This window comes from Nocardioides szechwanensis, from assembly GCF_900103935.1.
Lineage (GTDB): Bacteria > Actinomycetota > Actinomycetes > Propionibacteriales > Nocardioidaceae > Nocardioides > Nocardioides szechwanensis.
The window spans coordinates 100,732-123,213 of sequence record NZ_FNIC01000002.1; the positions used below are offsets into that span (position 1 = coordinate 100,732).

At 72.2% G+C, this 22,482-nt stretch carries 24 protein-coding genes and 2 tRNA genes; 17 read left to right on the forward strand and 9 right to left on the reverse strand.

The window, feature by feature from the left end:
- Positions 1-22: 22 nt before the first annotated feature.
- Complete coding sequence (locus BLR90_RS05705; protein WP_218029372.1) at positions 23-625, reverse strand: TetR/AcrR family transcriptional regulator; 603 nt, start codon at positions 623-625, stop codon at positions 23-25.
- Positions 626-670: 45 nt separating this feature from the next.
- On the opposite strand from BLR90_RS05705, the gene BLR90_RS05710 reads away from it, so the two are divergent.
- Together BLR90_RS05710 and BLR90_RS05715 are read left to right on the forward strand one after the other, a co-directional pair.
- Positions 671-1,903, forward strand: a complete 1,233-nt coding sequence (locus tag BLR90_RS05710) for an oxygenase MpaB family protein (protein ID WP_091023458.1) — start codon at positions 671-673, stop codon at positions 1,901-1,903.
- An 88-nt stretch (positions 1,904-1,991) separates the two neighbouring features.
- A complete protein-coding gene (locus BLR90_RS05715; RefSeq protein WP_091023460.1) occupies positions 1,992-2,708 on the forward strand; it encodes a hypothetical protein in 717 nt (238 codons plus the stop codon).
- Positions 2,709-2,775: 67 nt separating this feature from the next.
- Here BLR90_RS05715 and BLR90_RS05720 read toward each other — a convergent pair whose 3' ends face one another.
- The 3 genes from BLR90_RS05720 to BLR90_RS05730 are packed head-to-tail and all read right to left on the reverse strand — an operon-like array spanning position 2,776 to position 5,700.
- On the reverse strand, positions 2,776-3,714 hold the full coding sequence (locus BLR90_RS05720) for a metallophosphoesterase (RefSeq protein WP_091023462.1): 939 nt from the start codon (positions 3,712-3,714) through the stop codon (positions 2,776-2,778).
- Positions 3,715-3,740: 26 nt separating this feature from the next.
- The gene (locus BLR90_RS05725) at positions 3,741-4,217 is read right to left on the reverse strand and encodes a nitroreductase family deazaflavin-dependent oxidoreductase (RefSeq protein WP_091023464.1); all 477 of its coding nucleotides are present in this window, start codon (positions 4,215-4,217) and stop codon (positions 3,741-3,743) included.
- Between the two features lie 10 nt (positions 4,218-4,227).
- On the reverse strand, positions 4,228-5,700 hold the full coding sequence (locus BLR90_RS05730) for an FAD-dependent monooxygenase (RefSeq protein WP_091023465.1): 1,473 nt from the start codon (positions 5,698-5,700) through the stop codon (positions 4,228-4,230).
- An 88-nt stretch (positions 5,701-5,788) separates the two neighbouring features.
- Here BLR90_RS05730 and mptB point away from each other — a divergent pair, with 88 nt between their 5' ends.
- Positions 5,789-7,309 carry a polyprenol phosphomannose-dependent alpha 1,6 mannosyltransferase MptB gene (mptB, locus tag BLR90_RS05735; protein WP_091023468.1) on the forward strand — a complete coding sequence of 507 codons (1,521 nt, stop codon included), beginning with the start codon at positions 5,789-5,791 and terminating at the stop codon, positions 7,307-7,309.
- Here mptB and BLR90_RS05740 read toward each other — a convergent pair.
- The 3 genes from BLR90_RS05740 to BLR90_RS05750 form a co-directional block, all read right to left on the reverse strand.
- Positions 7,238-8,356: a glycosyltransferase gene (locus BLR90_RS05740; protein WP_245715176.1), complete on the reverse strand. Its 1,119-nt coding sequence runs from the start codon at positions 8,354-8,356 to the stop codon at positions 7,238-7,240. The genes mptB and BLR90_RS05740 overlap by 72 nt on opposite strands.
- Positions 8,357-8,422: 66 nt before the next feature.
- Positions 8,423-9,550: a fumarylacetoacetase gene (gene fahA / locus BLR90_RS05745; protein ID WP_091023470.1), complete on the reverse strand. Its 1,128-nt coding sequence runs from the start codon at positions 9,548-9,550 to the stop codon at positions 8,423-8,425.
- Positions 9,547-10,401, reverse strand: coding sequence for a hypothetical protein (locus tag BLR90_RS05750; RefSeq protein WP_245715177.1), 855 nt, complete (start codon positions 10,399-10,401; stop codon positions 9,547-9,549). The genes fahA and BLR90_RS05750 overlap by 4 nt, the downstream gene beginning before the upstream one ends.
- A 70-nt stretch (positions 10,402-10,471) precedes the next feature.
- On the opposite strand from BLR90_RS05750, the gene BLR90_RS05755 reads away from it, so the two are divergent.
- Positions 10,472-11,698: a homogentisate 1,2-dioxygenase gene (locus tag BLR90_RS05755; protein ID WP_091023472.1), complete on the forward strand. Its 1,227-nt coding sequence runs from the start codon at positions 10,472-10,474 to the stop codon at positions 11,696-11,698.
- A 9-nt stretch (positions 11,699-11,707) separates the two neighbouring features.
- Here BLR90_RS05755 and BLR90_RS05760 read toward each other — a convergent pair whose 3' ends face one another.
- Entirely contained in the window at positions 11,708-12,577 is an 870-nt protein-coding gene (locus tag BLR90_RS05760; protein ID WP_091023473.1) for a DUF2189 domain-containing protein, read from the reverse strand.
- Between the two features lie 119 nt (positions 12,578-12,696).
- Between BLR90_RS05760 and BLR90_RS05765 the strand changes: the two genes are divergently transcribed.
- The 13 genes from BLR90_RS05765 to BLR90_RS05825 all read left to right on the forward strand — a co-directional run bounded on the left by BLR90_RS05765 (position 12,697) and on the right by BLR90_RS05825 (position 21,847).
- Entirely contained in the window at positions 12,697-15,063 is a 2,367-nt protein-coding gene (locus BLR90_RS05765; RefSeq protein WP_091023474.1) for an FdhF/YdeP family oxidoreductase, read from the forward strand.
- 16 nt (positions 15,064-15,079) lie between these two features.
- Positions 15,080-15,319, forward strand: coding sequence for a DUF1272 domain-containing protein (locus tag BLR90_RS05770; protein ID WP_091023476.1), 240 nt, complete (start codon positions 15,080-15,082; stop codon positions 15,317-15,319).
- Positions 15,316-16,287: a pirin family protein gene (locus BLR90_RS05775; protein WP_218029373.1), complete on the forward strand. Its 972-nt coding sequence runs from the start codon at positions 15,316-15,318 to the stop codon at positions 16,285-16,287. Before BLR90_RS05770 ends, BLR90_RS05775 begins: the two co-directional genes overlap by 4 nt.
- 125 nt (positions 16,288-16,412) lie before the next feature.
- Complete coding sequence (locus BLR90_RS05780; RefSeq protein WP_218029374.1) at positions 16,413-16,991, forward strand: DNA-3-methyladenine glycosylase I; 579 nt, start codon at positions 16,413-16,415, stop codon at positions 16,989-16,991.
- Entirely contained in the window at positions 16,988-17,347 is a 360-nt protein-coding gene (locus BLR90_RS05785) for a CidA/LrgA family protein (RefSeq protein WP_091023480.1), read from the forward strand. Before BLR90_RS05780 ends, BLR90_RS05785 begins: the two co-directional genes overlap by 4 nt.
- Positions 17,344-18,051: an LrgB family protein gene (locus tag BLR90_RS05790; protein ID WP_091023482.1), complete on the forward strand. Its 708-nt coding sequence runs from the start codon at positions 17,344-17,346 to the stop codon at positions 18,049-18,051. The genes BLR90_RS05785 and BLR90_RS05790 overlap by 4 nt, the downstream gene beginning before the upstream one ends.
- Before the next feature lie 26 nt (positions 18,052-18,077).
- Entirely contained in the window at positions 18,078-19,481 is a 1,404-nt protein-coding gene (locus BLR90_RS05795) for an amidase (RefSeq protein WP_091023484.1), read from the forward strand.
- A gap of 74 nt (positions 19,482-19,555) precedes the next feature.
- Positions 19,556-19,628: transfer RNA gene (locus tag BLR90_RS05800), tRNA-Thr, on the forward strand.
- 40 nt (positions 19,629-19,668) lie between these two features.
- A tRNA-Met gene (locus BLR90_RS05805) sits at positions 19,669-19,742 on the forward strand.
- A gap of 32 nt (positions 19,743-19,774) precedes the next feature.
- On the forward strand, positions 19,775-19,945 hold the full coding sequence (gene rpmG / locus BLR90_RS05810; RefSeq protein ID WP_170254266.1) for a 50S ribosomal protein L33: 171 nt from the start codon (positions 19,775-19,777) through the stop codon (positions 19,943-19,945).
- Positions 19,946-20,053: 108 nt separating this feature from the next.
- On the forward strand, positions 20,054-20,455 hold the full coding sequence (locus BLR90_RS05815; protein ID WP_091023488.1) for an FAS1-like dehydratase domain-containing protein: 402 nt from the start codon (positions 20,054-20,056) through the stop codon (positions 20,453-20,455).
- Entirely contained in the window at positions 20,452-20,829 is a 378-nt protein-coding gene (locus tag BLR90_RS05820; RefSeq protein WP_091023490.1) for a MaoC/PaaZ C-terminal domain-containing protein, read from the forward strand. The genes BLR90_RS05815 and BLR90_RS05820 overlap by 4 nt, the downstream gene beginning before the upstream one ends.
- A complete protein-coding gene (locus tag BLR90_RS05825) occupies positions 20,822-21,847 on the forward strand; it encodes a UDP-N-acetylmuramate dehydrogenase (RefSeq protein ID WP_091023492.1) in 1,026 nt (341 codons plus the stop codon). Before BLR90_RS05820 ends, BLR90_RS05825 begins: the two co-directional genes overlap by 8 nt.
- 4 nt (positions 21,848-21,851) lie before the next feature.
- On the opposite strand, the gene BLR90_RS05830 is transcribed toward BLR90_RS05825, so the two are convergent.
- Positions 21,852-22,445 (reverse strand): DUF4190 domain-containing protein, encoded by a 594-nt coding sequence (locus BLR90_RS05830; RefSeq protein ID WP_143016122.1) that lies wholly within the window; start codon positions 22,443-22,445, stop codon positions 21,852-21,854.
- Positions 22,446-22,482 lie beyond the last annotated feature (37 nt).

A 22,482-nucleotide genomic window follows, 5' to 3' on the forward strand; every position in this document is an offset into this window, starting at 1 on the left:
CCCGCCGAGCGAGGCGGGTGCGTCAGGGAAGGGTCGGGATGCCCAGGTAGCCGCCGCACAGGGCAACGACCTCGTCGAGGAACGCGTCGCGTGCGATGTCGGGGCGGTCGAGCACGTAGCGCACGGTCAGGTGCTCGATCGCCATCACCAGGACCCAGGCCGTCGTGGTGTGGTCGACGGAGCGGGTGGCGCCGGGCCGCGCGGCGAGGTAGGCGGTCACCAGCTCCCGCACCCGCCGCTCGAGCGCCGTACGGCGGTCCCGGTTGCGGGCGGCGGGAAGCTCCTCCATCACCACGCGCAGCACCTCGACGTCGGCGCCGAGGGCGCCGAGCAGCGCGGCCGTCGTGGCCCGGATCATCCCGGGCCCGGCGTCGCCGATGCGGTCGGCGAGCGCAGCGGCCACCCGCTCGGCCACGGCGTCCGAGTGCCGGTCGACCACGGCGGAGACGATCGCCGCCTTGTCGGGGAAGTACTGGTAGAGCGAGCCCGGGCTGATCCCGGCCTCGCCGGCGACGCGGTTGGTCGAGAAGCCCTCGTAGCCGTCGCGCATCAGCACGGCGCGGCCGGCCTCGATGATCCGCTCGACCATCGCTTTGGAGCGAGCCTGCTGGGGTTGACGGCGCATGGACGCGAATTGTATGCGAGTGATCGCTCGCGTCACGATGGAAGCATGAGCCACGCCAGCGCGACCACGTCCGGGACGACGTACCCGACCCGCTTCCGCGAGGCGCAGGCGCGCGGCGAGCGCCTGGGGCGCCCGCTGCGCCTGCTGGCGCGGGTGGGCGAGGTCGACGAGGGCCTGATGGCGCGGATCGGCGCCGGGTTCGGAGCCCGGGACGAGGCCGGTGCGGCGCTCGCGCACGCGATGCGTTTGCGAGCGGGGGAGCCTGGCGGGGTCTCGATGGCCGACTTCCGGGCCGCCCTCGAGGGCGGTGTCCCGGAGGACGCGCCGCCGGCGCTGGCCAACTTCTTCGCGGTCGTCGAGGCGACGCCGGAGTGGGTCGACTGGGACCTGCTGGCGCGCGGCGCCGAGGTCTTCAACCGCTTCGGCCAGAACGCCGCCGACGTGCTGCTGCAGCTCTCGCTGATCGGTGGCTACCGGTTCGGTGGCCCGACCGACCTGCTCGTGGCGACCGGCGGCCTGACCGGCGACACGACCCGGCGCCGGCTCGCCGAGACCCAGCAGTGGACCGCGTCGCTGTCGCGGCCCGGCGCCCTGCGCCTCCGGGGCGAGGCCTGGCGGCTCACCGTGCACGTGCGGGCCATGCACGCGCTGGTCAACGCGTCGTTCGAGCCACGCTGGGACGTCGAGCGCTGGGGGCTGCCGATCAACCAGTCCGACCAGGCCGCGACCCTGGGGCTCTTCGACGCGGTCGTGCTCCTCGGCGTACGTGCTCTCGGGGTGCCGGTGAGCGCAGAGGACTCGCGTGCGGTCATGCACCTGTGGAAGTACGTCGGGTGGCTGATGGGGGTCGACCACGACCTGCTGGTCGACAGCGAGCGCGAGCGGCACCGGATCAACTACCACCTGCTGCTCGCCCAGGCCGACGTCTCCGAGGCGGGCGCCCGGCTGTCGCAGTCGATCCTCGCCGTCCAGACCGGGCTGCACGTCGACGCGCCCGCGGCGGTGCGCCGGCTGTACGGGCTGTGGAGCCGCGAGCGGCTGCTGAGCATGCTCACCGTCTTCCTCGGACCCCCGAGCATGCGCGAGCTCGGGCTGCCGCTGCGCCCGCCGTGGGCTGTCGGCTACGTGGTCGTGCTCAACACGCTGCGCTACCGGGTGCTCGGCCGCCTCCCCGGCGGACGGGCGCGCCTCGACCGCTGGGGCCGGCGTACCTCCGCACGCGTGCTGGGCCGCTACTTCGGCGAGGAGCGGCCCGACGTCGGTGAGCTGCGCCACTGAGGTCGGACCAATCCGGAAGGCCCGCCGCAACGAAAGGGGGGTGACGGCTCATGGTGGGCCGGCTCCCTCTGAACCGGAAGGTCCTTCTATGCGACTCCCCTCCCCGTCGATGCTGGTCTCCGTCGCCGCCCTGGTCATCGCGACCGGCGGCACGTCCTATGCCGTGGCCACCATCGGCTCCGACGACATCCGCGACGGCTCGATCCTCCCGCGCGACATCAAGGACGACCGGCTCAAGACCAACGACATCGCAGACGGCGGGCTGTTCGCCCGCGACTTCGCCGCCGGCCAGCTGCCTCGCGGCCCGCGCGGCGACATCGGCCCGCGTGGTCCGGCCGGCCCTGAGGGCGCGCCCGGCACCGGGCGCTGGGTGCTCATCAACGCGGCCGGCCAGATCGAGGCCCAGTCGGGCGGCTTCACGCTCGTGGCCGCCTACCCGGTCCTCCCCAACACGGCGCCGGCTCCCGGCGACAACACCCTGCGCGCCAACGGCAACGTCTACATCGACGCCGGTGAGGACCTCACCGACAACGCGATCGTGGCCACCATCGCGCTTCAGAACCGCGTCGACCAGAACGGTGACACGATCACAGGGGGCCGAGCCCCCGGCGCCGACGCCAACCCGGAGTTCTCCGGTGAGATCTCCGTCAGCCAGTGCAACGTGCCCAACCTGACCGCGATCTCCACCAACTGCGCCCCCACCGGTGCGCAGAACCCCGCCGCGTTCGTCGTGAGCCCGCGCAACAGCGACGGCAGCGTCACCACGGACAACACCCGCAAGCGCTTCTACGTCATCATCAGCTGACCGACCCCGCGCGACCCTTCGGCGCCCCGGACCCCTTTGCGGGGACCGGGGCGGCCGTACGCCGCGGTCAGCTGCGGGGCTCGTGGCTCTCGAAGTCGTTGTTGAAGGGCGAGTCCTTGCGGGAGAGGATCTCGCGGCGCTCCTCCGGGGAGAGGGCCTCGACCTGGGCGATCACGTCGGAGGGGAAGCCGCTCACCTCGGGGGCCTCGGCGAGCGGCACGATGGTGTGGACGATGCGGTCGTCGTAGACGTGCATCATCGTGAAAGCCGTGTGGCCGTCGACCCCTGAGACGAAGCGCTTCACCGGCGCCGGGTCGGAGGTGTAGCAGGACGCCGAGGCCACGCTCACCGGGACGCCTGCGAACTCGGAGTAGGTCGAGAAGTGGAAGTGCCCACCCAGGATCTGGCGTACGTCGGTGCCGCGGATGACGTCGGCGAGCAGGTGCTGGTCCTGGAGCTCGATGATCTCGGCGGCGCGCAGCATCGGCAGCGGGATCGGCGGGTGGTGCATCGCGAGGACCGTGCCGTGCTCGGCCGGAGTGGCCAGCACGTCGCGCAGCCACTCGAGCTGACGCGGCTCGAGGTCGCCGTGGTGGTAGCCGGGCACGCTGGTGTCGAGGGCGACGATGCGCAGCCCGGCCACCTCGTGAACCCGGTCCTGCGGCTCGTCGGACGCGGCGCCGAACAGCCCCGCGGCGTACTCCGCCCGCTCGTCGTGGTTGCCCATCGTCCACACGACCTGCGCGCCCATCGCCTCGGCGGCGGGCTCGACCATGTCGCGCAGCCGGTGGTACGCCGCGGGCTCGGCCTTGTCGGCGAGGTCACCGGTGAACACCAGCGCCTGCGGTGCGGGGGAGACGTGCGCGAGCCGATCGAGGGCCCGGGCCAGCCCGGCCTCGGTGTCGATGACGCCGTACTGACGCACGCCGTTCGCGAGCAGGTGCGGGTCGCTCAGGTGGGCGATGACGTGGGACGGCGCGGGGTACTGGCCGAACTGCAGGTGCATGCCGCCAGGCTAGGGCAGAGCGGTTCTCAACCGCGGAAGACGGGCTGGAGGTAGAACACCGGGATCAGCCGGGTGGTGCGCTGCTCGTACTTGGCGAAGTTGGGCCAGGTCCGCAGCATGACCTGCCACATCGCGGCCCGCTCCTCGCCCTCGACCGCGCGCCACGTGACCTCGTGCTCGACGCCCTTGAAGCGGATGGTCGCCGTCTTCGTCGCTCGCAGGTTGTTGACCCACAGCGGCATCTTCGGCCCGCCGAAGTAGGACCCCGCGATCAACCATCCCCCCTCGTGAGGGACGCACAGCAGCGGCGTCGTGCGCGGGACGCCGCTCTTGCGGCCCGGCACGGTCAGCGCGAGGTTGGGCAGCCCGGCGACGTCGAGGATCGTCACCCGCCCCTGGGTGAGCCGCTGCAGGTTGGTGTCCGTCCAGACCACCTGGGGCAGCAGCTTGGGCATCCACGGGATCGCGCCGATGCGGATGGCGAGCGGAGTCAGCAGTCCCATGCGGAGAACCTTAGGGCCGCGCGAGCACCTGATCGACCGCAGCGGGCAGCGCGAGCGCCGGGTCGCCGGTGAGGACGGCCGCGACGTGGGCGTCGGGCCGCAGCAGCCAGGTCTCCTCGGGTCGGGCGCCCAGGGCCGCCGCGACCCCTGGCGTCATCCGCCGTACGGCGACGTCCGGGCCGGATGCCAGAGCCGGGTCGTCGGTCAGAGCGAGCAGCCCACGCCGGGCGAACGTCCGCAGCCGCTCGTCCCCGAGCCTGACGTCCGGCACGAGTGCCCCTGCCCGCTCGTCGCCCACGTCGTAGACGAACGGCTGCGAGAGCCGGCCCGAGTCGACCAGGGCGTGGGCCGCCGGGTCGGTGCGGGCGCGCTCGAGCACCTGCTCGCGGGTGGCCCGTGCGGCGGCGTCGGGTGGGACCAGGAAGCGCATGGTGGCCCCGGTGACGGCGAGGTTCTCGCGGGCGGCCACATGCCGCTCCTCGTGGTAGCTCTCGAGCAGGGCGTCCGGCGCCTGCCCCGCGAGCACGGCGGCGAGCTTCCAGGCGAGGTTCTCCGCGTCGGCGACGCCGGAGTTGAGACCCCGTGCGCCGAACGGGGCCATCAGGTGTGCGGCGTCGCCGGCGAGCAGCACCCGCCCGACCCGCATCCGGTCGACCAGACGGGAGTGGAAGCGGTAGGTGGTGCTCCACAGCATCTCGAACGGCACGTCCCCGAACACCTGCCGGACCCGCGTCACGTCGTCCGGCCCCTCCCCGTCGCCCACCTGCCAGTCGATGCGGAACGTCGAGTCGGGGCACGGGTGGATCAGGACCTGCCGGCCGGGGTTCCACACCGGGTCGAAGTGGAACCGTCGCTCCAGCGCCCGCGTGGGCAGGTCGCAGCGGACGTCGCAGATCAGGAACCGGTCGGGGAAGCTCTCGCCGTCGAACGACACCCCCAGCGCACGCCGTACGTCGGTCGCGTGCGCGCCGGCGGCGACGACGGCGTACTCGGCCTCGACGGTCTGCTCGCCGGACGGGCCGACGACCCGCACGACCACCCGGTCGTCGTGCTGGTCGATGCCGACGACCTGGTGCGACCACCGCACCTCGATCTCCGGCGTCGCGGCGATCGCCTCGTCGAGCAGCGTCTCGACCCTGGCCTGCGACAGGTTGACCCACGGTGGGAAAGGCGAGTCGCCGGGGTCGGTCAACGTGATGTGGAACAGTTCCTCGTCGCGCAGGAAGGTGCGCGCGACCGTCCAGGTGACGCCCTCCTCGGCGATCCGGCCGACGCCGACGGAGTCCCAGATGTCGAGGGTGTGGGCCTGGTGGCAGATCGACCGCGAGCCGACGGGCACTCGCGCCTCCGCCGCGTCGAGCACCAGCGACCGCACACCCCTGCGGGCGAGCAGCAGCGCGGCGGTCTGGCCGACCGGACCGTTGCCGATGACGACGACTGGCACGACGACCGGTACGACTACGGGGGCGCTCACGTCACCCATGGCTGCACCCTAGGGCCGTCGCCAGAGGTTGGCCGGGGGTTCACGCCACTGCTGCCTGCGGATCCCCTGCTCTACCTACGGTGCACCAGTGCTGGTCCGAGGGTTCGTGGGAAGCGTCCTGGTGCTGCTGGGTGGTCTCGTCGTGTCCACGCTGCCGCCCTCGGCCCCCCTGCTGGAGACCGAGCTGCTGCTCGACCTGCGCGGCGCCGAGGCCGGGCGGATGGCGGGCCTCACCGTGGTCCTGCTCGGGCTGGGGCTGCTCGCGGGGCAGTGGCTCTCGCTGTGCCGTCACGTCGCCCTCGCCGAGGGCGACGACCGCGACGACGCGTTGGCACTGGTGCGCCACGCCACCGTGGTCTGGTGCGCGCCGCTGGTGCTGGCACCGCCGCTCTTCTCCCGTGACGGCTGGTCCTACGCCGCCCAGGGGATGCTCGCCCACCTCGGCATCTCGCCCTACGAGCACGGGCCGATCGCCCTGCACGGCCCGATCGTGGAGGCGGTCGACCAACGCTGGATGGAGACGATCACGCCGTACGGTCCGGTGCCGTTGCTCTTCGGCGACCTCGCCGCGACGCAGACCGGCAACCCGTGGGTGCTGGTGGTGGGGCACCGGCTGGTCGCCCTCGTCGGGCTGGTCCTGCTGGCCTGGGCGATCCCTCGGCTGGCTCGCTGGACCGGGGTCAACCCGGCGCTCTCGTGCGCCGTCGTGCTCGCGTCACCGCTGATGCTCGCCAACGGCGTGGGCGGGCTCCACAACGACCTGCTGATGGTGGGCCTGATGGCCGCCGCGCTCGTGGTCGGCGTGGAGCAGTCCTGGTGGCTGGGCGCCGCGGTCGGCGGGGCCGCCGCCGCGGTCAAGGTCCCGGGCGGGCTCGTGTGCATCGCGATCGCCCTGGCCTCGCTGCCGGCCGGCGCGCTGCTCGCAGCCCGGGTACGCCGCCTGGCCGGGGCCGCGGTCGTCTCCGTCGGGGCTCTGGTCGGCCTCGGGATCGTGACCGGTCTCGGGGTGGGCTGGGTGCACGGGCTGACCGTCCCGGGCTCCGTCAACACCCCGCTGTCGGTCACCACGCTCCTGGGCGGTGCCGGCGACTGGCTCGCGGGCTGGGCCGGCCTGGGCCTCGAGCCGGCGACGGTCCTCCGGCTGGTGCGGGCGCTCGGCTCCGTCGCGACCGTCGTGGTGATCCTGGCGGTCGCCCTGCGCGGCCCGACCGGGTCCGGGGCCCGGGCGCTGACCGCGCTCGCCACCATGACCGGCGCGACGATGCTGCTGGGCCCGGTGGTGCACCTCTGGTACCTGCTCTGGGTGGTCCCGTTCGTGGCCGTGCTGAAGCTGTCGCGGCTGGCGATGATGGGCGTCCTGGCGCTGTCGACCGTCACCGGGCTGCTGGCGCCGCTCGACTCGTCGCTGCACGGCGCCTACCTCGCGATCGCGCTCGCCAGCATGCTGGTGGCCTGCCTGGTGCCGGTGCTCCTGCTGACGCCCCGCGCGCGGATGCGCATCGAGCGCATCGTCACCGCCGAGTGGCTGCCCCCGGTGTCAGGCCGGCAGCCGCAGCAGCCCGCCCGAGACCTCGACGTGCACGTCGAGCATCCGGTCGATCGAGCGTGACCACGGGAACTGCTCGGCCCGCTGACGTGCCGCGGCCCGGCGCACCGGCACCGAGCGGCCGGCCACCTCGAGCACGGCGTCGGCCAGGGCCCCGGCCTCCGGCGCCGCCCAGCCGCCGGACCGTACGTCGACCAGCTCGCGCGCCCCGCCCCGGTCGGCGGTGACGACGGGGGTGCCGCTGGCAAGCGCCTCGAGCACCGCCAGCCCGAACGTCTCGCCCGGGCACACCGACAGCGACACGTCCGCGGCCGCGACCTGACGGCTGAGCTCGACGCGGCTCTCGACGAAGCCGTGGAAGCGCACCGGCGCACCGGCCGCCAGCGCGACCAGCTCGTCGCGGTGCGGGCCGTCGCCGTAGACGTCCATCGACACCGGCACGCCCCGGCGGTGGAGCTCGACCGCGGTGGCGACCGCGAGGTGCGGCGACTTCTCCCGCGACAGCCGGCCGACGTGCGCGAGCCGGAGGACCCCGTCGGCCGCGGGCGCGACGTACGGCCGGAAGGTCTCGAGGTCGACGCCGAGCGGGACCCGGCTCACCGGACAGCCGGCCGAGTCGGCGACCTGGCGGAACTCCGCCTCGGCGTACCGCGAGGTCACGACGACCGTGTCGAAGGAGCGCACCAGGATCCGGTTGAGCAGCTTGATCGACGCCTTGGCGCTGGTGTCGAGCCCGGTGCGCATGGCAAACATGTCGTCGAGGCGCTCGTGCGAGATCAGCACGGTCCCGACGCCGCGGCGCCGCGCCCAGCGGGCCACGGGCAGCAGGGTGAGCTTGTCGCTGAGCTCCACCGACGTCGGCCGGAACTCCTCCAGCACCTCGATCACCCGCCACGGCTCGAGGATCAGCCGGTAGCCGCTGCCCACGCGAGGTGCGCGCACCTGGACGACGTCGCCGTGCTCGGTGGCCGTCACGGCGTCGACGGGGCCCGGGATGACGAGCAGCCGCTCGACGCCGGCCGCCACGTAGCCGCGGCCGAGGGCGTCGACCGCGTGCTTCATCCCGCCGGAGGCGGGACCGATGAAGTTGGCGAGCTGGGCGATGCGCACCGACCGACCATCCCGGAGCGCGGTGAACGCACCGTGAGGTGCGGACGACCTACGCCGGAACGGGAGTCACTCCACGCGTCCGCGGACGTCGCCAAGGGTGATCCGACCGCCGGAGGTGCCGGGCGCGGAGTAGCGCAGCACGACCTCGTCGCCGTCCTCGAGGAACGTGCGGGTGCCGCCGCCGACCGCGAACGGCTCCTTGCCGCCCCAGCTGAGCTCGAGGAACGAGCCGCGCTGGTCGGGGTCGGGGCCGCTGATGGTGCCCGAGGCGAAGAGGTCGCCGGTGCGCAGCGAGGCGCCGTTGGACGTCAGGTGCGCGAGCATCTGCGCCGGCGACCAGTACATCGAGGCGTACGGCGGACGGCTCACCACCTCGCCGTTGAGCTCGACCTCCACCGCGAGGTCGAGGCCGCGCGCGCGGTCGGGTGCGAGGTAGTCGAGGGGGCGCGGGTCCTGGCCGGGCAGGTCGGTCCAGGCGGCGTCCAACGCAGCCAACGGCGTGACCCAGTGGGAGATCGAGGTCGCGAACGACTTGCCCAGGAAGGGCCCGAGCGGAACGTACTCCCAGGCCTGGATGTCGCGCGCCGACCAGTCGTTGAGCCCGACGACCCCGAAGACGTGGCGGGCGAAGTCGTCGTGGGGGACGGGCGTGCCGAGCTTGGAGCCGGCGCCGACCACGAAGCCGAGCTCGGCCTCGATGTCGAGGCGGCGGCTCGGCCCGAAGGTCGGCGCGTCCTCGTCGGGAGCCTTGCGCTGGCCGCTCGGGCGGACGACCGGGCTGCCGCTGGCGATGACCGTGCCGGCGCGGCCGTGGTAGCCGACCGGCAGGTGGCGCCAGTTGGGCAGCAGCGGCTCCTGGTCGGGCCGGAAGATCCGCCCGACGTTGGAGGCGTGGTGCAGCGAGGCGTAGAAGTCGACGTAGTCGGCCACCTCGAACGGCAGGTGCAGCGTCACCTCGTCGATCGCGTACGACGTGGCGTCGGCCTCGGCGGCCGCGCGCGCCTGTTCGCGGGTCTCGGCCCAGACCTCGGGACCCAGCGCCATGAAGGAGTTGAGCGAGGCGGACCGGAGCTCGGGTCGCCCGGTCGCCGCGTGCAGGTCGAGGACCCGGTCGCCGATCCGGACGCCGGCCCGCGGGCCTTCGTCGGCCGGCGAGAACACGCCGTACGGAAGATGGTCCAGCTCGGCGTTCACGAGACGAGTCCCAGCGCGCGGAGGTCGGCCAGCGGCTCGGCGACGCTGCACGACCCGAACGACGTGAACCAGCGGCGGGCCGCCACCAGGTCGAGCGATTGAGACTCGTTCGCGAGGGCTTCTCCATCGCGCCGTTCGAGAGTGTCGCGTACCTCCGGCACGGTTGCCCCGGCGAAGTACATGGCGGTGGCCATCAGGATGTTGAGGAAACCGTGGTGCTCGAACCCGGTCTCTGCGGTGTTGCGAACGGCTCGGTGAAGGCCGGCGGTGCATTTGAAGGGAATCGCGTACGCCTGCATGAGATCCAACCAGTCGGCCAGCTTCTGAGCGTCGGGGAAGTCGTCAGCATGCAGTCCGCCGGTGCGCATCTTCAGTCTGAAGTCGTTCTCCAGCAGCACCTGGATCGGGTCACTCCAATGTCCGAAGTGACCGCTGTCCGGAAGCTCGACGTAGATCGGGACCTCGAAGTCGAGGGCACCGCTCGAACGCGCGGAGTCAACTGCCAGGGCGACCCGGCGGGCGTTGCCAACCAGATCGCTGGGGTCACGAAGAGCGATCTCCACACCGGCGAGGTCGAGCCCGAGCTTGCGGCAGAGCCCGGCCGGCCCCTCGATCTGGCCGGCGCCGCCGGTGACCACCACCGACAGTGGAGCGGCGAAGCCGCGGACCTGCGGCAGGTCGGTGTCGCGCAGCACGAACGTGCCGACCAGGCCGGCGCCCTCCTCGGCCGTGCGGGCGGCGTACGCCGCGGTCGCGTCGGTCAGCGGGGCGTCGCCGGGCGGGAAGATCGCGGCGTCGTCGACGAGTCCTGCCCAGGGGTCGGACCGGACGGGTTCCAGGGTCGCGGGCACGCGGTTACTGTAGCCACGACACAGATAGCGGACGCAAACGTCCGACTAACGAACGCCCGTTGGAGGAGCCATGGCGTACTACCGGCAGGTCGGCGAGGTCCCGGCCAAGCGGCACACCCAGTTCCGCGACCCGGAGGGCCGGCTCTACTACGAGGAGCTGATGGGGGAGGAGGGCTTCTCCTCCGACTCCTCGCTGCTCTACCACCGTGGCGTGCCGTCAGCGATCGTCGCCACCGAGGTGTGGGAGCTGCCCGACCAGACCCGCACGCCCAACCACCCGCTGATGCCGCGCCACCTCAAGCTGCACTCGCTCGAGACCGGTGGTGATCCAGTCACGGGCCGTCGGCTGGTGCTCGGCAACAACGACGTGCGCATCGCGTACGTCGTCACCGGCACCGACACCTCGCCGCTCTACCGCAACGCGATCGGCGACGAGTGCGTCTACGTCGAGTCGGGATCGGGCACCGTCGAGTCGGTGTTCGGTGTGCTGGCCTACCGCACCGGCGACTACGTCGTCATCCCGCGCGCGACCACCCACCGCTGGTGCCCGGCCGAGCCGAGCCGGCTCTACGCGGTCGAGGCCAACAGCCACGTCGCGCCGCCCAAGCGCTACCTGTCGCGCTACGGGCAGCTGCTCGAGCACGCGCCGTACTGCGAGCGCGACCTGTACGGCCCCACCGGCGTGCTGCTCGACGAGGGCAGCGATGTGGAGGTGCTGGTCAAGCACCGCGCAGGAGGGCAGATCCTCGGGACCCGGATGACCTACGCCACCCACCCCTTCGACGTGGTCGGCTGGGACGGCTGCCTCTACCCCTACACGTTCAACATCGACGACTACATGCCGATCACCGGCAAGATCCACCAGCCGCCGCCGGTGCACCAGGTCTTCGAGGGCCACAACTTCGTCATCTGCAACTTCCTGCCGCGCAAAGTCGACTACCACCCGCTGGCGGTGCCGGTGCCCTACTACCACTCCAACGTCGACTCCGACGAGGTGATGTTCTACGTCGGCGGCGACTACGAGGCGCGCAAGGGCTCGGGCATCGGGATCGGGTCGGTCTCGCTGCACCCGGGCGGCCACGCGCACGGCCCCCAGCCGGCCGCGATCGAGGCCTCGCTGGGCGTCGACTACTTCGAGGAGTCGGCGGTCATGGTCGACACGTTCGCCCCGCTCGACCTCGGCGAGGCCGGCCGGGCGGTCGAGGACCCGGCGTACCCCTGGAGCTGGGCGGGGCGAAGCCTGTCCGGAAATGCAGAAGACGGCGGGGAGGACCCCGCCGTCTTCTCGAACTCTTGAGACCGTCCGTCAGGGAGCGACCGGCTGCCCCGTGAGGTGCTTGTAGGTGAACGCGGTGCCGATCAGGAAGATCGGGATCGTCACCAGCAGGCCCACACCACAGGCGATGGCACCGGCGCCGGCCACGAGCCCGCCGACGATGTACCAGATGAGGGCGGTGCCGATGTTGTCCTTCACCAGGTTGACGCTGGCCTTGATCGCGTCGACCGGGGCCAGGCCCTTGTCCATCACGAAGTAGAGGCTGTAGCTGGTGAAGAAGCCGACGATCAGCCCTGGCAGATAGCACAGGATCGTGCCGACGAACGTTGCCGCGGCGATGATCAGGCTGGTCACGATGACCGACCCCATCTTGTCGAACTTGAACACCGTCGAGGTCAGGAAGGGCTTGCCCTCGGTGATGTCGAGCGAGGCTCGGATCAGCCCGGCGCCGATGACCTGGGCGGCGATCATGATCAGAGCGATGATCAGGCCGTAGAGGATCAGGCCGAGGAAGAACCCGGTGCCGCCGTCGCAGACGTAGTCACCGTCGTCCTCGAAGCGGCACTCGTAGTCGCTGCTCAGGGCCGCCAGGATGCCGAAGCCGATGCCGCCGAGGACGGCCATCGCCACGAGCAGGGCGAGCGAGGCGACGATGATCTGGCCGACGTTGGCCTGGAACTTGTTCCAGCCGTAGCTCAGGGCAGAGCCGACGTCCCAGCCGGAGCCGCCCTGCGGCGGCGCGCCGTAGCCACCGGGTGGCGGAGCGTTGTAGCCGCCGGCGGGGGGCGGGGCGCCGTACCCGCCTGCGGGGGGCGGGGGAGGCGGAGGAGGCGGCGGGGTGCCGTCCCCGCCCATCGGCGGCTCGGGCGGGGTTCCGCCGGGAGGTCCGTAGTTCGACATCGAGGCTCCTTCGTTGGCCCCGCGGATCCGGAGGCGCGGGTTCGGCTCGAAACTAGCGTCTCTGCACCCCGGCGAACAGAGGCGAAACCTGATGTTGACGCGGTTGTCAGGATGGGGGGATGGGACGCCGCGCACCACGCCATGACATCGACGAGTCCGCGGTCGAGGTCGGCGACGCCCCGGACGCGGTCGCCGGGACCACCGCGGTCGGGGTCGCGCTGAGGCACGCGGTCGAGCAGATGGGCGTCACCCGGACGGCGCGCACGCTGCGCAAGCTCAACCAGGCCGACGGTTTCGACTGCCAGGGCTGCGCCTGGCCCGACCCGGACCCCGAGCACCGCCACCCGGCCGAGTTCTGCGAGAACGGCGCCAAGGCGGTGACCGAGGAGGCCACCCGGCGGCTGCTCGACCGGGGCTTCTTCGAGCAGCACCCGCTGGCCGACCTTGAGGACCGGACCGACTACTGGCTCGGCCAGCAGGGGCGGATCACCGAGCCCATGGTGCTGCGCGCGGGTGCGACCCATTACGAGCCGGTCTCCTGGGACGACGCGTTCGCCCTCGTCGCCGGCCACCTGCGCGGGCTGGAGTCGCCGGACGAGGCGGTCTTCTACACCTCGGGCAAGACCTCCAACGAGGCCGCGTTCGCCTACCAGCTGTTCGTGCGCGCGTTCGGGACCAACAACCTGCCCGACTGCTCCAACATGTGCCACGAGTCGACGTCGGTCGCGCTCTCCGAGACGATCGGGATCGGCAAGGGGTCGGTCAGCCTCGACGACATCCACCGCGCCCGGCTGGTCGTGGTCGCCGGCCAGAACCCCGGCACCAACCACCCGCGGATGCTGACCGCGCTCGAGGAGGCCAAGCGCAACGGCGCCCGGATCCTGGCCATCAACCCGCTGCGCGAGGCCGGGCTGGTGCGTTTCAAGAACCCGCAGAAGGCGCGCGGCATCGTCGGCCACGGCACCGCGCTCGCCGACCTGCACCTGCCCGTACGCGTCAACGGCGACCTCGCGCTGTTCCAGGCGATCGGGGCGCTGCTGCTCGAGTGGGACGCCGTCGACCACGACTTCGTCGCCCACCACACAGCCGGCTTCGACGCATGGGCCGAGCACCTCGCCGACCTCGACTGGGACGTCGTCGAACGGGCCACCGGCCTGACCCGCGCCCAGGTCGTGGAAGCCGCGGAGATGTTCCGCGACTCCGACGCGACCGTGCTCTGCTGGGCGATGGGCATCACCCAGCACCGCAACTCCGTGGCGACGGTCAAGGAGTTCGTCAACGTCATCCTCGCCCAGGGCAACATCGGCAAGCCCGGTGCCGGCCTGTGCCCCGTGCGCGGCCACTCCAACGTCCAGGGCGACCGCACCATGGGCATCTGGGAGCGGGCCAAGCCGGAGTTCCTCGACGCGCTCCAAGCCGAGTTCGGCTTCGACCCTCCGCGCGAGCCGGGCCTCGACACCGTCCACGCGATCCGCGCTCTGCGTGACGGCCAGGCCCGCGTCTTCTTCGGCATGGGCGGCAACTTCGTCTCCGCGGCGCCCGACACCGAGGTCACCGAGGACGCCATGCGCAACGCCGACCTCACCGTCCACGTCTCGACCAAGCTCAACCGCTCCCACGTGGTCACCGGCCGCGAGGCGCTGATCCTCCCGGCGCTCGGCCGCTCCGAGCGCGACCGCACCGGCGGCCGCGACCAGCGGGTCTCGGTCGAGGACTCCATGTCGGCGGTGCACGCCTCCCGTGGACCGCTGGCGCCGGCCTCGCCCCACCTGCGCTCCGAGGTCGACATCGTGTGCACGCTGGCCGAGGCCACGCTGGGCTCCGCGCACGACCTGCCGTGGGCGGAGTTCCGGTCCGACTACACCGCGATCCGCCGCCGGATCGCCAACGTCGTACCCGGCTGCGCGGCGTACGACGAGAAGGTCGACCAGCCCGGCGGGTTCGTGCTGCCGCACCCGCCGCGCGACTCCCGCACCTTCCCGACCGCGGCCGGCCTGGCCGTCTTCTCGGTCAGCCCGATCGACGTGCTGCACGTGCCCGAGGGGCGGCTCCTGCTCCAGACCCTGCGCTCCCACGACCAGTTCAACACCACGATCTACGGCCTCGACGACCGCTACCGCGGGATCAAGGGCGGGCGCCGGGTGGTGTTCGTGCACCCCGACGACATCGCGCACCTCGGGTTCGCCGACGGCGACCGGGTCGACCTGGTGAGCGAGTGGCACGACGGTTCGGAGCGCACCGCCCCGGGCTTCCGGGTGGTCCCCTACGACACGCCGCGCGGGTGCGCCGCGGCGTACTACCCCGAGACGAACCCGCTGGTGCCGCTCGACTCCACCGCCGTGGGCAGCAACACGCCGGCCTCCAAGTCGGTCGTCGTGCGGCTCGAGCCGGCGCGCGCCACCAAGGCCGGTGTCAGCAAGGCGCCGTTGACGGGTTCGGTCGAGACCGGCGACAAGCGCAGCACCGACCCCATCCACCAGAGCTGAACCCGAAGGAGAATCCGTGCTGGAGCTGAGACCGGGTTGCGAGTGCTGTGACCGCGACCTGCCGCCCGAGTCGCCAGACGCGATGATCTGCAGCTTCGAGTGCACGTGGTGCCGCGACTGCGTCGAGACGGTGCTGGGCGGGGTCTGCCCCAACTGCGGCGGCAACCTGGTGCCGCGGCCGATCCGTCCGGCCGCCACGCTCGCCGCCAACCCGCCGTCCACGACGCGGGTGCTCGCCGAGGGCTGCCGGCCGTGAGCAACCTGGAGGAGCGGCCGGCCGAGGTCACGTGCGAGGCGGAGACGTCGCCGGGCGTGCAGTTGATGACCCCACGCGACGTACCCCTCGGCGGCCCGCGGGCGATGACCGTGCGCCGGACCCTGCCGCAGCGGGAGCGCTCGCTGATCGGGGCGTGGTGCTTCGTCGACCACTACGGGCCGGACGACGTGGCCGACACCGGCGGCATGTCGGTGGCGCCCCACCCGCACACCGGGCTGCAGACCGTGAGCTGGCTGTTCACCGGCGAGGTCGAGCATCGCGACAGCGCCGGCAACCACGCGATGGTGCGCCCCGGCGAGGTCAACCTGATGACCGCCGGCCACGGGATCAGCCACTCGGAGGTGTCGCCCCCGCAGACGCGCACCCTGCACGGCGCCCAGCTGTGGGTGGCCCTGCCCGACGGCGCCCGGGACCAGGCGCCCGGCTTCGCGCACCACGCGCCGACCCCGGTCACGGGTGCGGGCTGGGAGGCGCGCGTCTTCCTCGGCTCGCTGCTCGGCGACACCTCGCCGGTCGCGACCGCGACGCCGCTGCTGGGTGCCGAGCTGCTGCTCGACCCCGGCACCACGCTGACGCTCGACGTCGACCCGGGCTTCGAGCACGGGGTGCTCGTCGACCGCGGCGCCGTGGACGTGGCGGGCACCCGCGCGGCGGCCCACGACCTCGCCTACGTGCCCCCGGGGGCCGCGTCGTTGACGCTGACGTCGTACGACGAAGCGGTGCGGGTGCTCCTCCTCGGCGGTCCGCCGTTCGGCGAGTCGATCGTCATGTGGTGGAACTTCGTCGGCCGCTCCAACGAGGAGATCGTGTCCTTCCGTGAGCAGTGGCAGGCCCAGCTGACCGACGCCGGCCTCGTCGACGGCCGGTTCGGCATCCCCGTCGGTGAGGACCTCCCACCCATCCCCGCCCCGCCCCTCCCCAACGCCCGTCTCAAGCAACGCCACTGACCCGCGAGTCGGCGCTTGTGCACGCTGTCAGAACGCCGAGTCGGCGCTTGTGCACGACAATTGCGCCGACTCGCGCGATCTCAGCCATGCATTGGGGCCGACTCGGCGGTGGGAGGATGCCGGGCATGACGGGACCGGTGGAGGGTGACGACGGCGTGCTGCGGTGCCCGTGGGCGGGGGCGCCCGGGGTGATGCGCGACTACCACGACACGGAGTGGGGAAACCCGGTCAGCGGCGAAGCCGCCTACCTCGAGCGGCTGACGCTCGAGGCGTTCCAGTCGGGGCTGTCGTGGTCGACGATCCTCAACAAGCGCGAGGCTTTCCGCGAGGTTTTCCACGGCTTCGACGCGGACGCGATCGCCGCCTTCGACGAGGGCGACGTCGAGCGGCTCATGCAGGAGCCCCGGATCGTGCGCAACCGCCGCAAGATCGAGGCCACGATCGTCAACGCCCAGGCCACGGTGGCCCTGCGCGAGGCCGAGGGGCTCGAGTCGTTCGTGCTGACGTTCCGGCCCGAGGTGCCGCCGGCGCCGGAGTCGACCGCCGAGCAGGCCACGACCACCCCGGAGTCGGTCGCGCTCTCCAAGGCGCTCAAGAAGCGGGGCTTCGCGTTCGTCGGGCCCACCACCATGCACGCCCTGAGCGAGGCCATCGGCCTCTTCGACCCGCACCTCGTCGGGTGTCACCGTCGAGGGCGCGCGTGATCACCGGTCTCACCTGGCTCCTGGCCTGCCAGCTCGCGGGTGAGGTGCTGGTGCGCCTGCTCGACGTGCCCGTGCCCGGCCCGGTGGTCGGCATGCTGATCCTGTTCGTCCTGCTGAGGCTGCGCGACGCCGGCGACGACGCGACCGTCGTACGTGCGGGGCAGGGGCTGCTGCGTCACCTCCAGCTGTTCTTCATCCCGGCCGGGGTCGGGGTGGTCACCTACCTCGCGACGATCCGCGACAACGTCCTGCCGATCGCGGTGGCGCTGGTCGGCTCCTGGCTGATCGGCCTCGCGGTCGTCGGCTGGACCACGGTCCTGCTAGAGCGCTGGCTGCCCGAGCGGCGTACGACGTGAGCGAGACGTGGGAGTGGCTCGTCCACTCGCCGCTGTTCGTGTTGCTGCTGACGCTGGCCGCCTACCGGCTCGGTCGCGAGGTCCGCGACCTCACCGGCGGCCACGCCCTGGCCCAGCCGGTGCTGGTCGCGATCGTCGTGGTCGGCGGGGTCATCACCGCGATCGACCTCGACTACGCCGACTACCGCGACGGCACCGAGATCCTGGTCTTCTGGCTCGGCCCGGCCACGGTGGCGCTGGCGATCCCGCTGCACCGGCAGGCCCACCGGCTGCGCGGCTTCGTGGTGCCGATGTTGGTCGCGATCCCGCTCGGCGCGGCTGTCTCGATCGCCAGCGCGATCCTGCTCGTGCGCGTGCTGGGCGGCGACGACCTCCTGGCCCGTACGACGGCCCCCAAGGCGGCCACCACGCCGGTCGCGATCGCGCTGGCCGAGAGCAACGGGGGGATCGCGGCGCTCGCCGCGGTCCTGGCGATCCTGGTCGGCATCCTCGGCGCGGTCGCCGGCCCGGCCGTGCTCAACCTGCTCCGCGTCAAGGACCATCGCGCCCGCGGCCTCGCCCAGGGTGCGGTGTCGCACGGCATCGGCGCCTCCCGGATGCTCGCCGACGACGAGACCGAGGGCGCGTTCGCCGGGCTGTCCATGGGCCTGACGGCACTGGCCATGAGCCTGCTGCTCCCAGCCCTCGTCGCTCTCCTCCTGTGACCCCACCGCGCCGGTACCTTGACGCCATGACCCGTGTGCACGCCTTCACCGACGACGCCCTGGGAGAGCTCGACGCGGTCGGCCTCGTCGAGGCCCTGCACCGCGGAGAGGTCTCGGTCCCCGACGTCGTCGAAGCCGCGATCGCCCGCGTCGAACGGGTCGACCCCGAGGTCAACGCGCTCGCCTTCCGGGCCTACGACCGGGCCCGCGCCGAGGCCCGCGACCCCCACGCCGGCTACTTCGCGGGCGTCCCCACGCTCATCAAGGACAACGTCAACGTCCAGGGCATGCCGACCCAGGAAGGCACCGACTCCTACACCGCGAAGCCACAGCCGCGCGACGGCGACTTCGCGCGCATGTACCTCGCCACCGGGCTGCTCCCGCTCGGCAAGACCCAGCTCTCGGAGTACGGCTTCTCCGCGGCCGCCGAGCATCCCCGCCTCGGTGCGGTCCGCTCGCCCTGGTCGACCGACCACGTCGCGGGCGCGTCCTCGGCCGGCTCCGCCGCCATGGTCGCGGCGGGCGCCGTACCCCTGGCCCACGCGAACGACGGCGGCGGCTCCATCCGGATCCCCGCCGCGGTCAACGGGCTGGTCGGCCTCAAGCCCACGCGCGACCGGCTCGCCCAGGACAAGGTCATGCGGGACATGCCCGTGCGGATCGTCTCCGACGGGGTGCTCACCCGGTCGGTCCGCGACACCGCGGCGTTCTTCCGCGAGGCCGAGAAGGTCTACCGCGCCCTGCACCTGCCGCCCATCGGTGACATCACCCGGCCCGGCCGGCGCCGGCTGCGCGTCGCCCTCAACACCAGCGGCATGGGCTTCGGGGCGAGCCCGGAGGTGGCCGCGCTCACCGAGGACGTCGGGAGGCTCCTCGAGGACCTCGGCCACAAGGTCGAGCCGGTCGACACCCTGATCGTGCCTGACGGCTTCCGCGACGACTTCCTCCTCTACTGGTCGCTGCTGGCGATGTTCCTGGTCCGCACCGGCCGCCGCCGCCACCGCGGCACCTGGGCGCCGGACCGCCTCGACAACCTCACCCTCGGCCTCGACGCGCACTCCCGCGGCAACCTCCACCGGCTTCCCGGCGCGATCCGCCGGATCAAGCAGAGCCGCAAGCTCTCCGAGGCCTTCTTCCGGCAGTACGACGTGATCCTGACGCCGACGCTCGCCGCGCGCACGCCGAAGGTCGGCCACCTCGACCCGACCCAGGACTACGACACGATCATGGACCGTCTGGTCGAGTGGGTGGCGTTCACGCCGCTTCAGAACGCGACCGGCGATCCGGCCATCTCCCTGCCCCTCGCGACGACCGGCGACGGGATGCCCCACGGCATGATGTTCGCGGCCGGAGCGGGCCGCGAGGCCACCCTTCTCGAGCTCGCCTACGAGCTGGAGGAGGCCCGTCCGTGGGCTCGGATCCAGGACTGAAATCGCCCCATTTCCAGGCGGGTCCCGACCGATTTCTCCAACCGATGACCCCCTGTGTATCGTTCTCCGTCGTTGCCCCTTTAGCTCAGTCGGCAGAGCGTCTCCATGGTAAGGAGAAGGTCTACGGTTCGATTCCGTAAAGGGGCTCTGGGTCAAGGCTCCACACTGGTCGCCTCACCCTTTTCATGGCGGGGTAGCTCAGGTGGTTAGAGCACACGGCTCATAATCGTGGTGTCGCGGGTTCGAGTCCCGCCCCCGCTACGCAAGACACTGAAATCGACAAAGGACTTCCCGTGGCCAGCAAGAGCTCCGACGTTCGCCCCAAGATCACGCTCGCGTGCGTGGACTGCAAGGAGCGCAACTACATCACCAAGAAGAACCGCCGCAACGACCCTGACCGGATGGAGCTGGCGAAGTTCTGCCCGCGCTGCCGCAAGCACACTGCGCACCGCGAGACCCGCTGAACGCTGCACCACCCAGGCTCGCTCGGAGCGAGCCGACTCCGCCGACCCGTCGCGACCCGCGGCGGGTTCGTGCATTTCTGCCCGAATCCCGCCCACTAGGTTGGTGACATGCCAGTCGACCAGTCCCTCGTCGGTCGCTGCTTCCCGCCCACGCGACCCCACGAGGTCACCGAGGAGCAGGTCCGCGCGTTCGTGACCGCCACCGGTGGGCAGTACGACGGAGGCCCGGCGCCGGCGACGTTCCCCATCGTCCTGGCCTTCGACGCGATGAACGCGTTCCTCGCGGCGGAGTCGATCGACCTGTTCCGGATCGTGCACGGGGAGCAGAAGTTCGCCTACGAGCGGCCGGTCGTCCCCGGTGACGTGCTGAGCGCGACGCTGAGCGTCGCGAGCCTGCGCCAGATCGGCGGCAACGACATCATCGGCACCACCAGCGAGATCGCCGACGCCGGTGGCGCGGTCGTCTGCCGCACCTCGGCCACGCTGGTCCACCGGGGGGCCGACGCATGACCCTCGAGACCCGCACCTTCACGATCACCCGCGCCGACCTGGCCCGCTACGCCGAGGCGAGCGGTGACCACAACCCGATCCACCAGGACGAGGCTGTCGCCCGGAGCGTCGGCCTGCCGGGGGTCATCGCCCACGGCATGTACACGATGGCGCTCGCCGCCCGGGCGGTCGGCGACTGGTTCCCAGGTGCTGAGGTGGTCAGCTTCGGCTGCAAGTTCACCAGCCCGGTCGTCGTACCCCCCGAGGGCGGCGTCGAGGTCGAGGTGGCCGGCGAGGTGAAGGGGACCGACGACGGCCTGACCACCGTCGTCCTGACCGTCACGTGTGACGGCCAGAAGGTGCTCGGCATGCCCAAGGCCGTCGTCCGTGCCTGACCTGCTCGCCGACCACACGACGCTGCGGCTGGGCGGTCCCGCGGCCCGCTTCGAGACGGCGACCACCGAGGACCGGCTCGTGGAGCTCGTTTCGGCCGCCGACGCGGCGGGCGAGCCGCTGCTGGTGCTGGCCGGCGGGAGCAACCTGGTCGTCGCCGACGAGGGCTTCGCCGGCACCGTGGTCAAGGTCGCCACCACCGGGGTCAGCGCCGACGTCGAGGGCGACGACGCCTCCTGCGGCGGGGTGCTCGTCACCGTCGCCGCGGGGGAGCCGTGGGACGGCTTCGTCGCCACCGCCGTGCAGCGGGGCTGGGTCGGCATCGAGGCGCTCTCCGGGATCCCGGGCTCGGTGGGCGCGACCCCGATCCAGAACGTCGGCGCCTACGGCCAGGAGGTCTCCCAGACCGTCGCGTCGGTGCGGGTCTGGGACCGGACGCTCAAGGTCGCGCGCACCTTCGCCAACGCCGACTGCGGCTTCGGCTACCGCCACTCCCGCTTCAAGGCCGACCCGGGACGCCACGTCGTCCTGTCCGTGACCTTCCAGCTCGCCCAGGGCGACCTCGGTGCCCCGGTGGGCTACGCCGAGCTGGCCCGCACCCTGGGGGTCGACGCCGGGCAGCGCGCGCCACTGACCGACGTACGCGAGGCCGTGCTGGAGCTGCGCCGCGGCAAGGGCATGGTGCTCGACGCTGACGACCACGACACCTGGAGCGCCGGGTCGTTCTTCACCAACCCCGTCGTCGCCGCCGACGCCCTGCCCGACGGCGCCCCGGCCTGGCCCGCCGACGACGGCGTCAAGACCAGCGCCGCCTGGCTGATCGAGCACGCCGGCTTCGCCAAGGGCCACGGCTCCGCCACGGTGGCCCTGTCGCGAAAGCACACGCTGGCGCTCACCAACCGCGGCGGCGCGACGACCACCGAGCTGCTCGACCTGGCCCGCGAGGTGCGCGACGGCGTCGAGGCCCGCTTCGGGATCCGGCTCGTCAACGAGCCGGTGCTCGTCGGCTGCGAGCTCTAGCTAGCTAGTACGACGAGGTGTCGGACCAGTCGGTGGCACCGATGAACACGACGATGACGATGATGATCAGCACCGCCAGCACGCTGGCGACGATGCCCATGATGAAGCCGGCCACCGCCTGCCCGCGGTTGTTGTAGGCGGCGGGGTTCTGGTCGATCTGGCGCTTCGCGGTCGCGCCGGTCCAGATCGCGAACGGCCCGGCGAACATCGCGGGCAGCGTGATGCAGCAGAACGGCGTCGCCAGGATCCCGACCAGCGCGACGATCCCGAGCACCATCGAGGTGGTGGCCCGCCCGTGGCTCTGCGCGTAGCTGTAGCCGGGGACCGGCGCCCCGTAGCCGGCGAACTGCGGCGCGCCGTATGGCGCCGGCGGCTGCTGGAGGTAGGGGTTCTGCCCGTACGGCGGCTGGGCCGGCGGCTGGCCGTACGCCGGCGGCTCCGGGGCGCCGTAGGGCGGTGTGCTCGGAGGTGGCGTCGGCGGCGGGGCGTAGCTGGGCCATTCCGGCGCCGGAGGCTGGCTCGGCCCGGGCTGCTCGGGGCCGGAGGGGGAGACGAACGGCTGGGTCTCGTCCGGGTCTGGCTGGCCGTCGTTGGTCACGCAGAGCATCTTCCCAGTGACGCGGGCGGCAAACGAG

Bases quoted from the DNA above. Each gene is read 5' to 3' on its own strand.
- BLR90_RS05705 (WP_218029372.1), bottom strand. From the start codon at position 625: ATGCGCCGTCAACCCCAGCAGGCTCGCTCCAAAGCGATGGTCGAGCGG.
- BLR90_RS05710 (WP_091023458.1), top strand. From the start codon at position 671: ATGAGCCACGCCAGCGCGACCACGTCCGGGACGACGTACCCGACCCGC.
- BLR90_RS05815 (WP_091023488.1), top strand. From the start codon at position 20,054: ATGCCAGTCGACCAGTCCCTCGTCGGTCGCTGCTTCCCGCCCACGCGA.
- BLR90_RS05725 (WP_091023464.1), bottom strand. From the start codon at position 4,217: ATGGGACTGCTGACTCCGCTCGCCATCCGCATCGGCGCGATCCCGTGG.
- BLR90_RS05780 (WP_218029374.1), top strand. From the start codon at position 16,413: ATGACGGGACCGGTGGAGGGTGACGACGGCGTGCTGCGGTGCCCGTGG.
- BLR90_RS05755 (WP_091023472.1), top strand. From the start codon at position 10,472: ATGGCGTACTACCGGCAGGTCGGCGAGGTCCCGGCCAAGCGGCACACC.
- BLR90_RS05730 (WP_091023465.1), bottom strand. From the start codon at position 5,700: ATGGGTGACGTGAGCGCCCCCGTAGTCGTACCGGTCGTCGTGCCAGTC.
- BLR90_RS05715 (WP_091023460.1), top strand. From the start codon at position 1,992: ATGCGACTCCCCTCCCCGTCGATGCTGGTCTCCGTCGCCGCCCTGGTC.
- BLR90_RS05765 (WP_091023474.1), top strand. From the start codon at position 12,697: ATGGGACGCCGCGCACCACGCCATGACATCGACGAGTCCGCGGTCGAG.
- BLR90_RS05795 (WP_091023484.1), top strand. From the start codon at position 18,078: ATGACCCGTGTGCACGCCTTCACCGACGACGCCCTGGGAGAGCTCGAC.
- BLR90_RS05820 (WP_091023490.1), top strand. From the start codon at position 20,452: ATGACCCTCGAGACCCGCACCTTCACGATCACCCGCGCCGACCTGGCC.
- BLR90_RS05760 (WP_091023473.1), bottom strand. From the start codon at position 12,577: ATGTCGAACTACGGACCTCCCGGCGGAACCCCGCCCGAGCCGCCGATG.
- BLR90_RS05720 (WP_091023462.1), bottom strand. From the start codon at position 3,714: ATGCACCTGCAGTTCGGCCAGTACCCCGCGCCGTCCCACGTCATCGCC.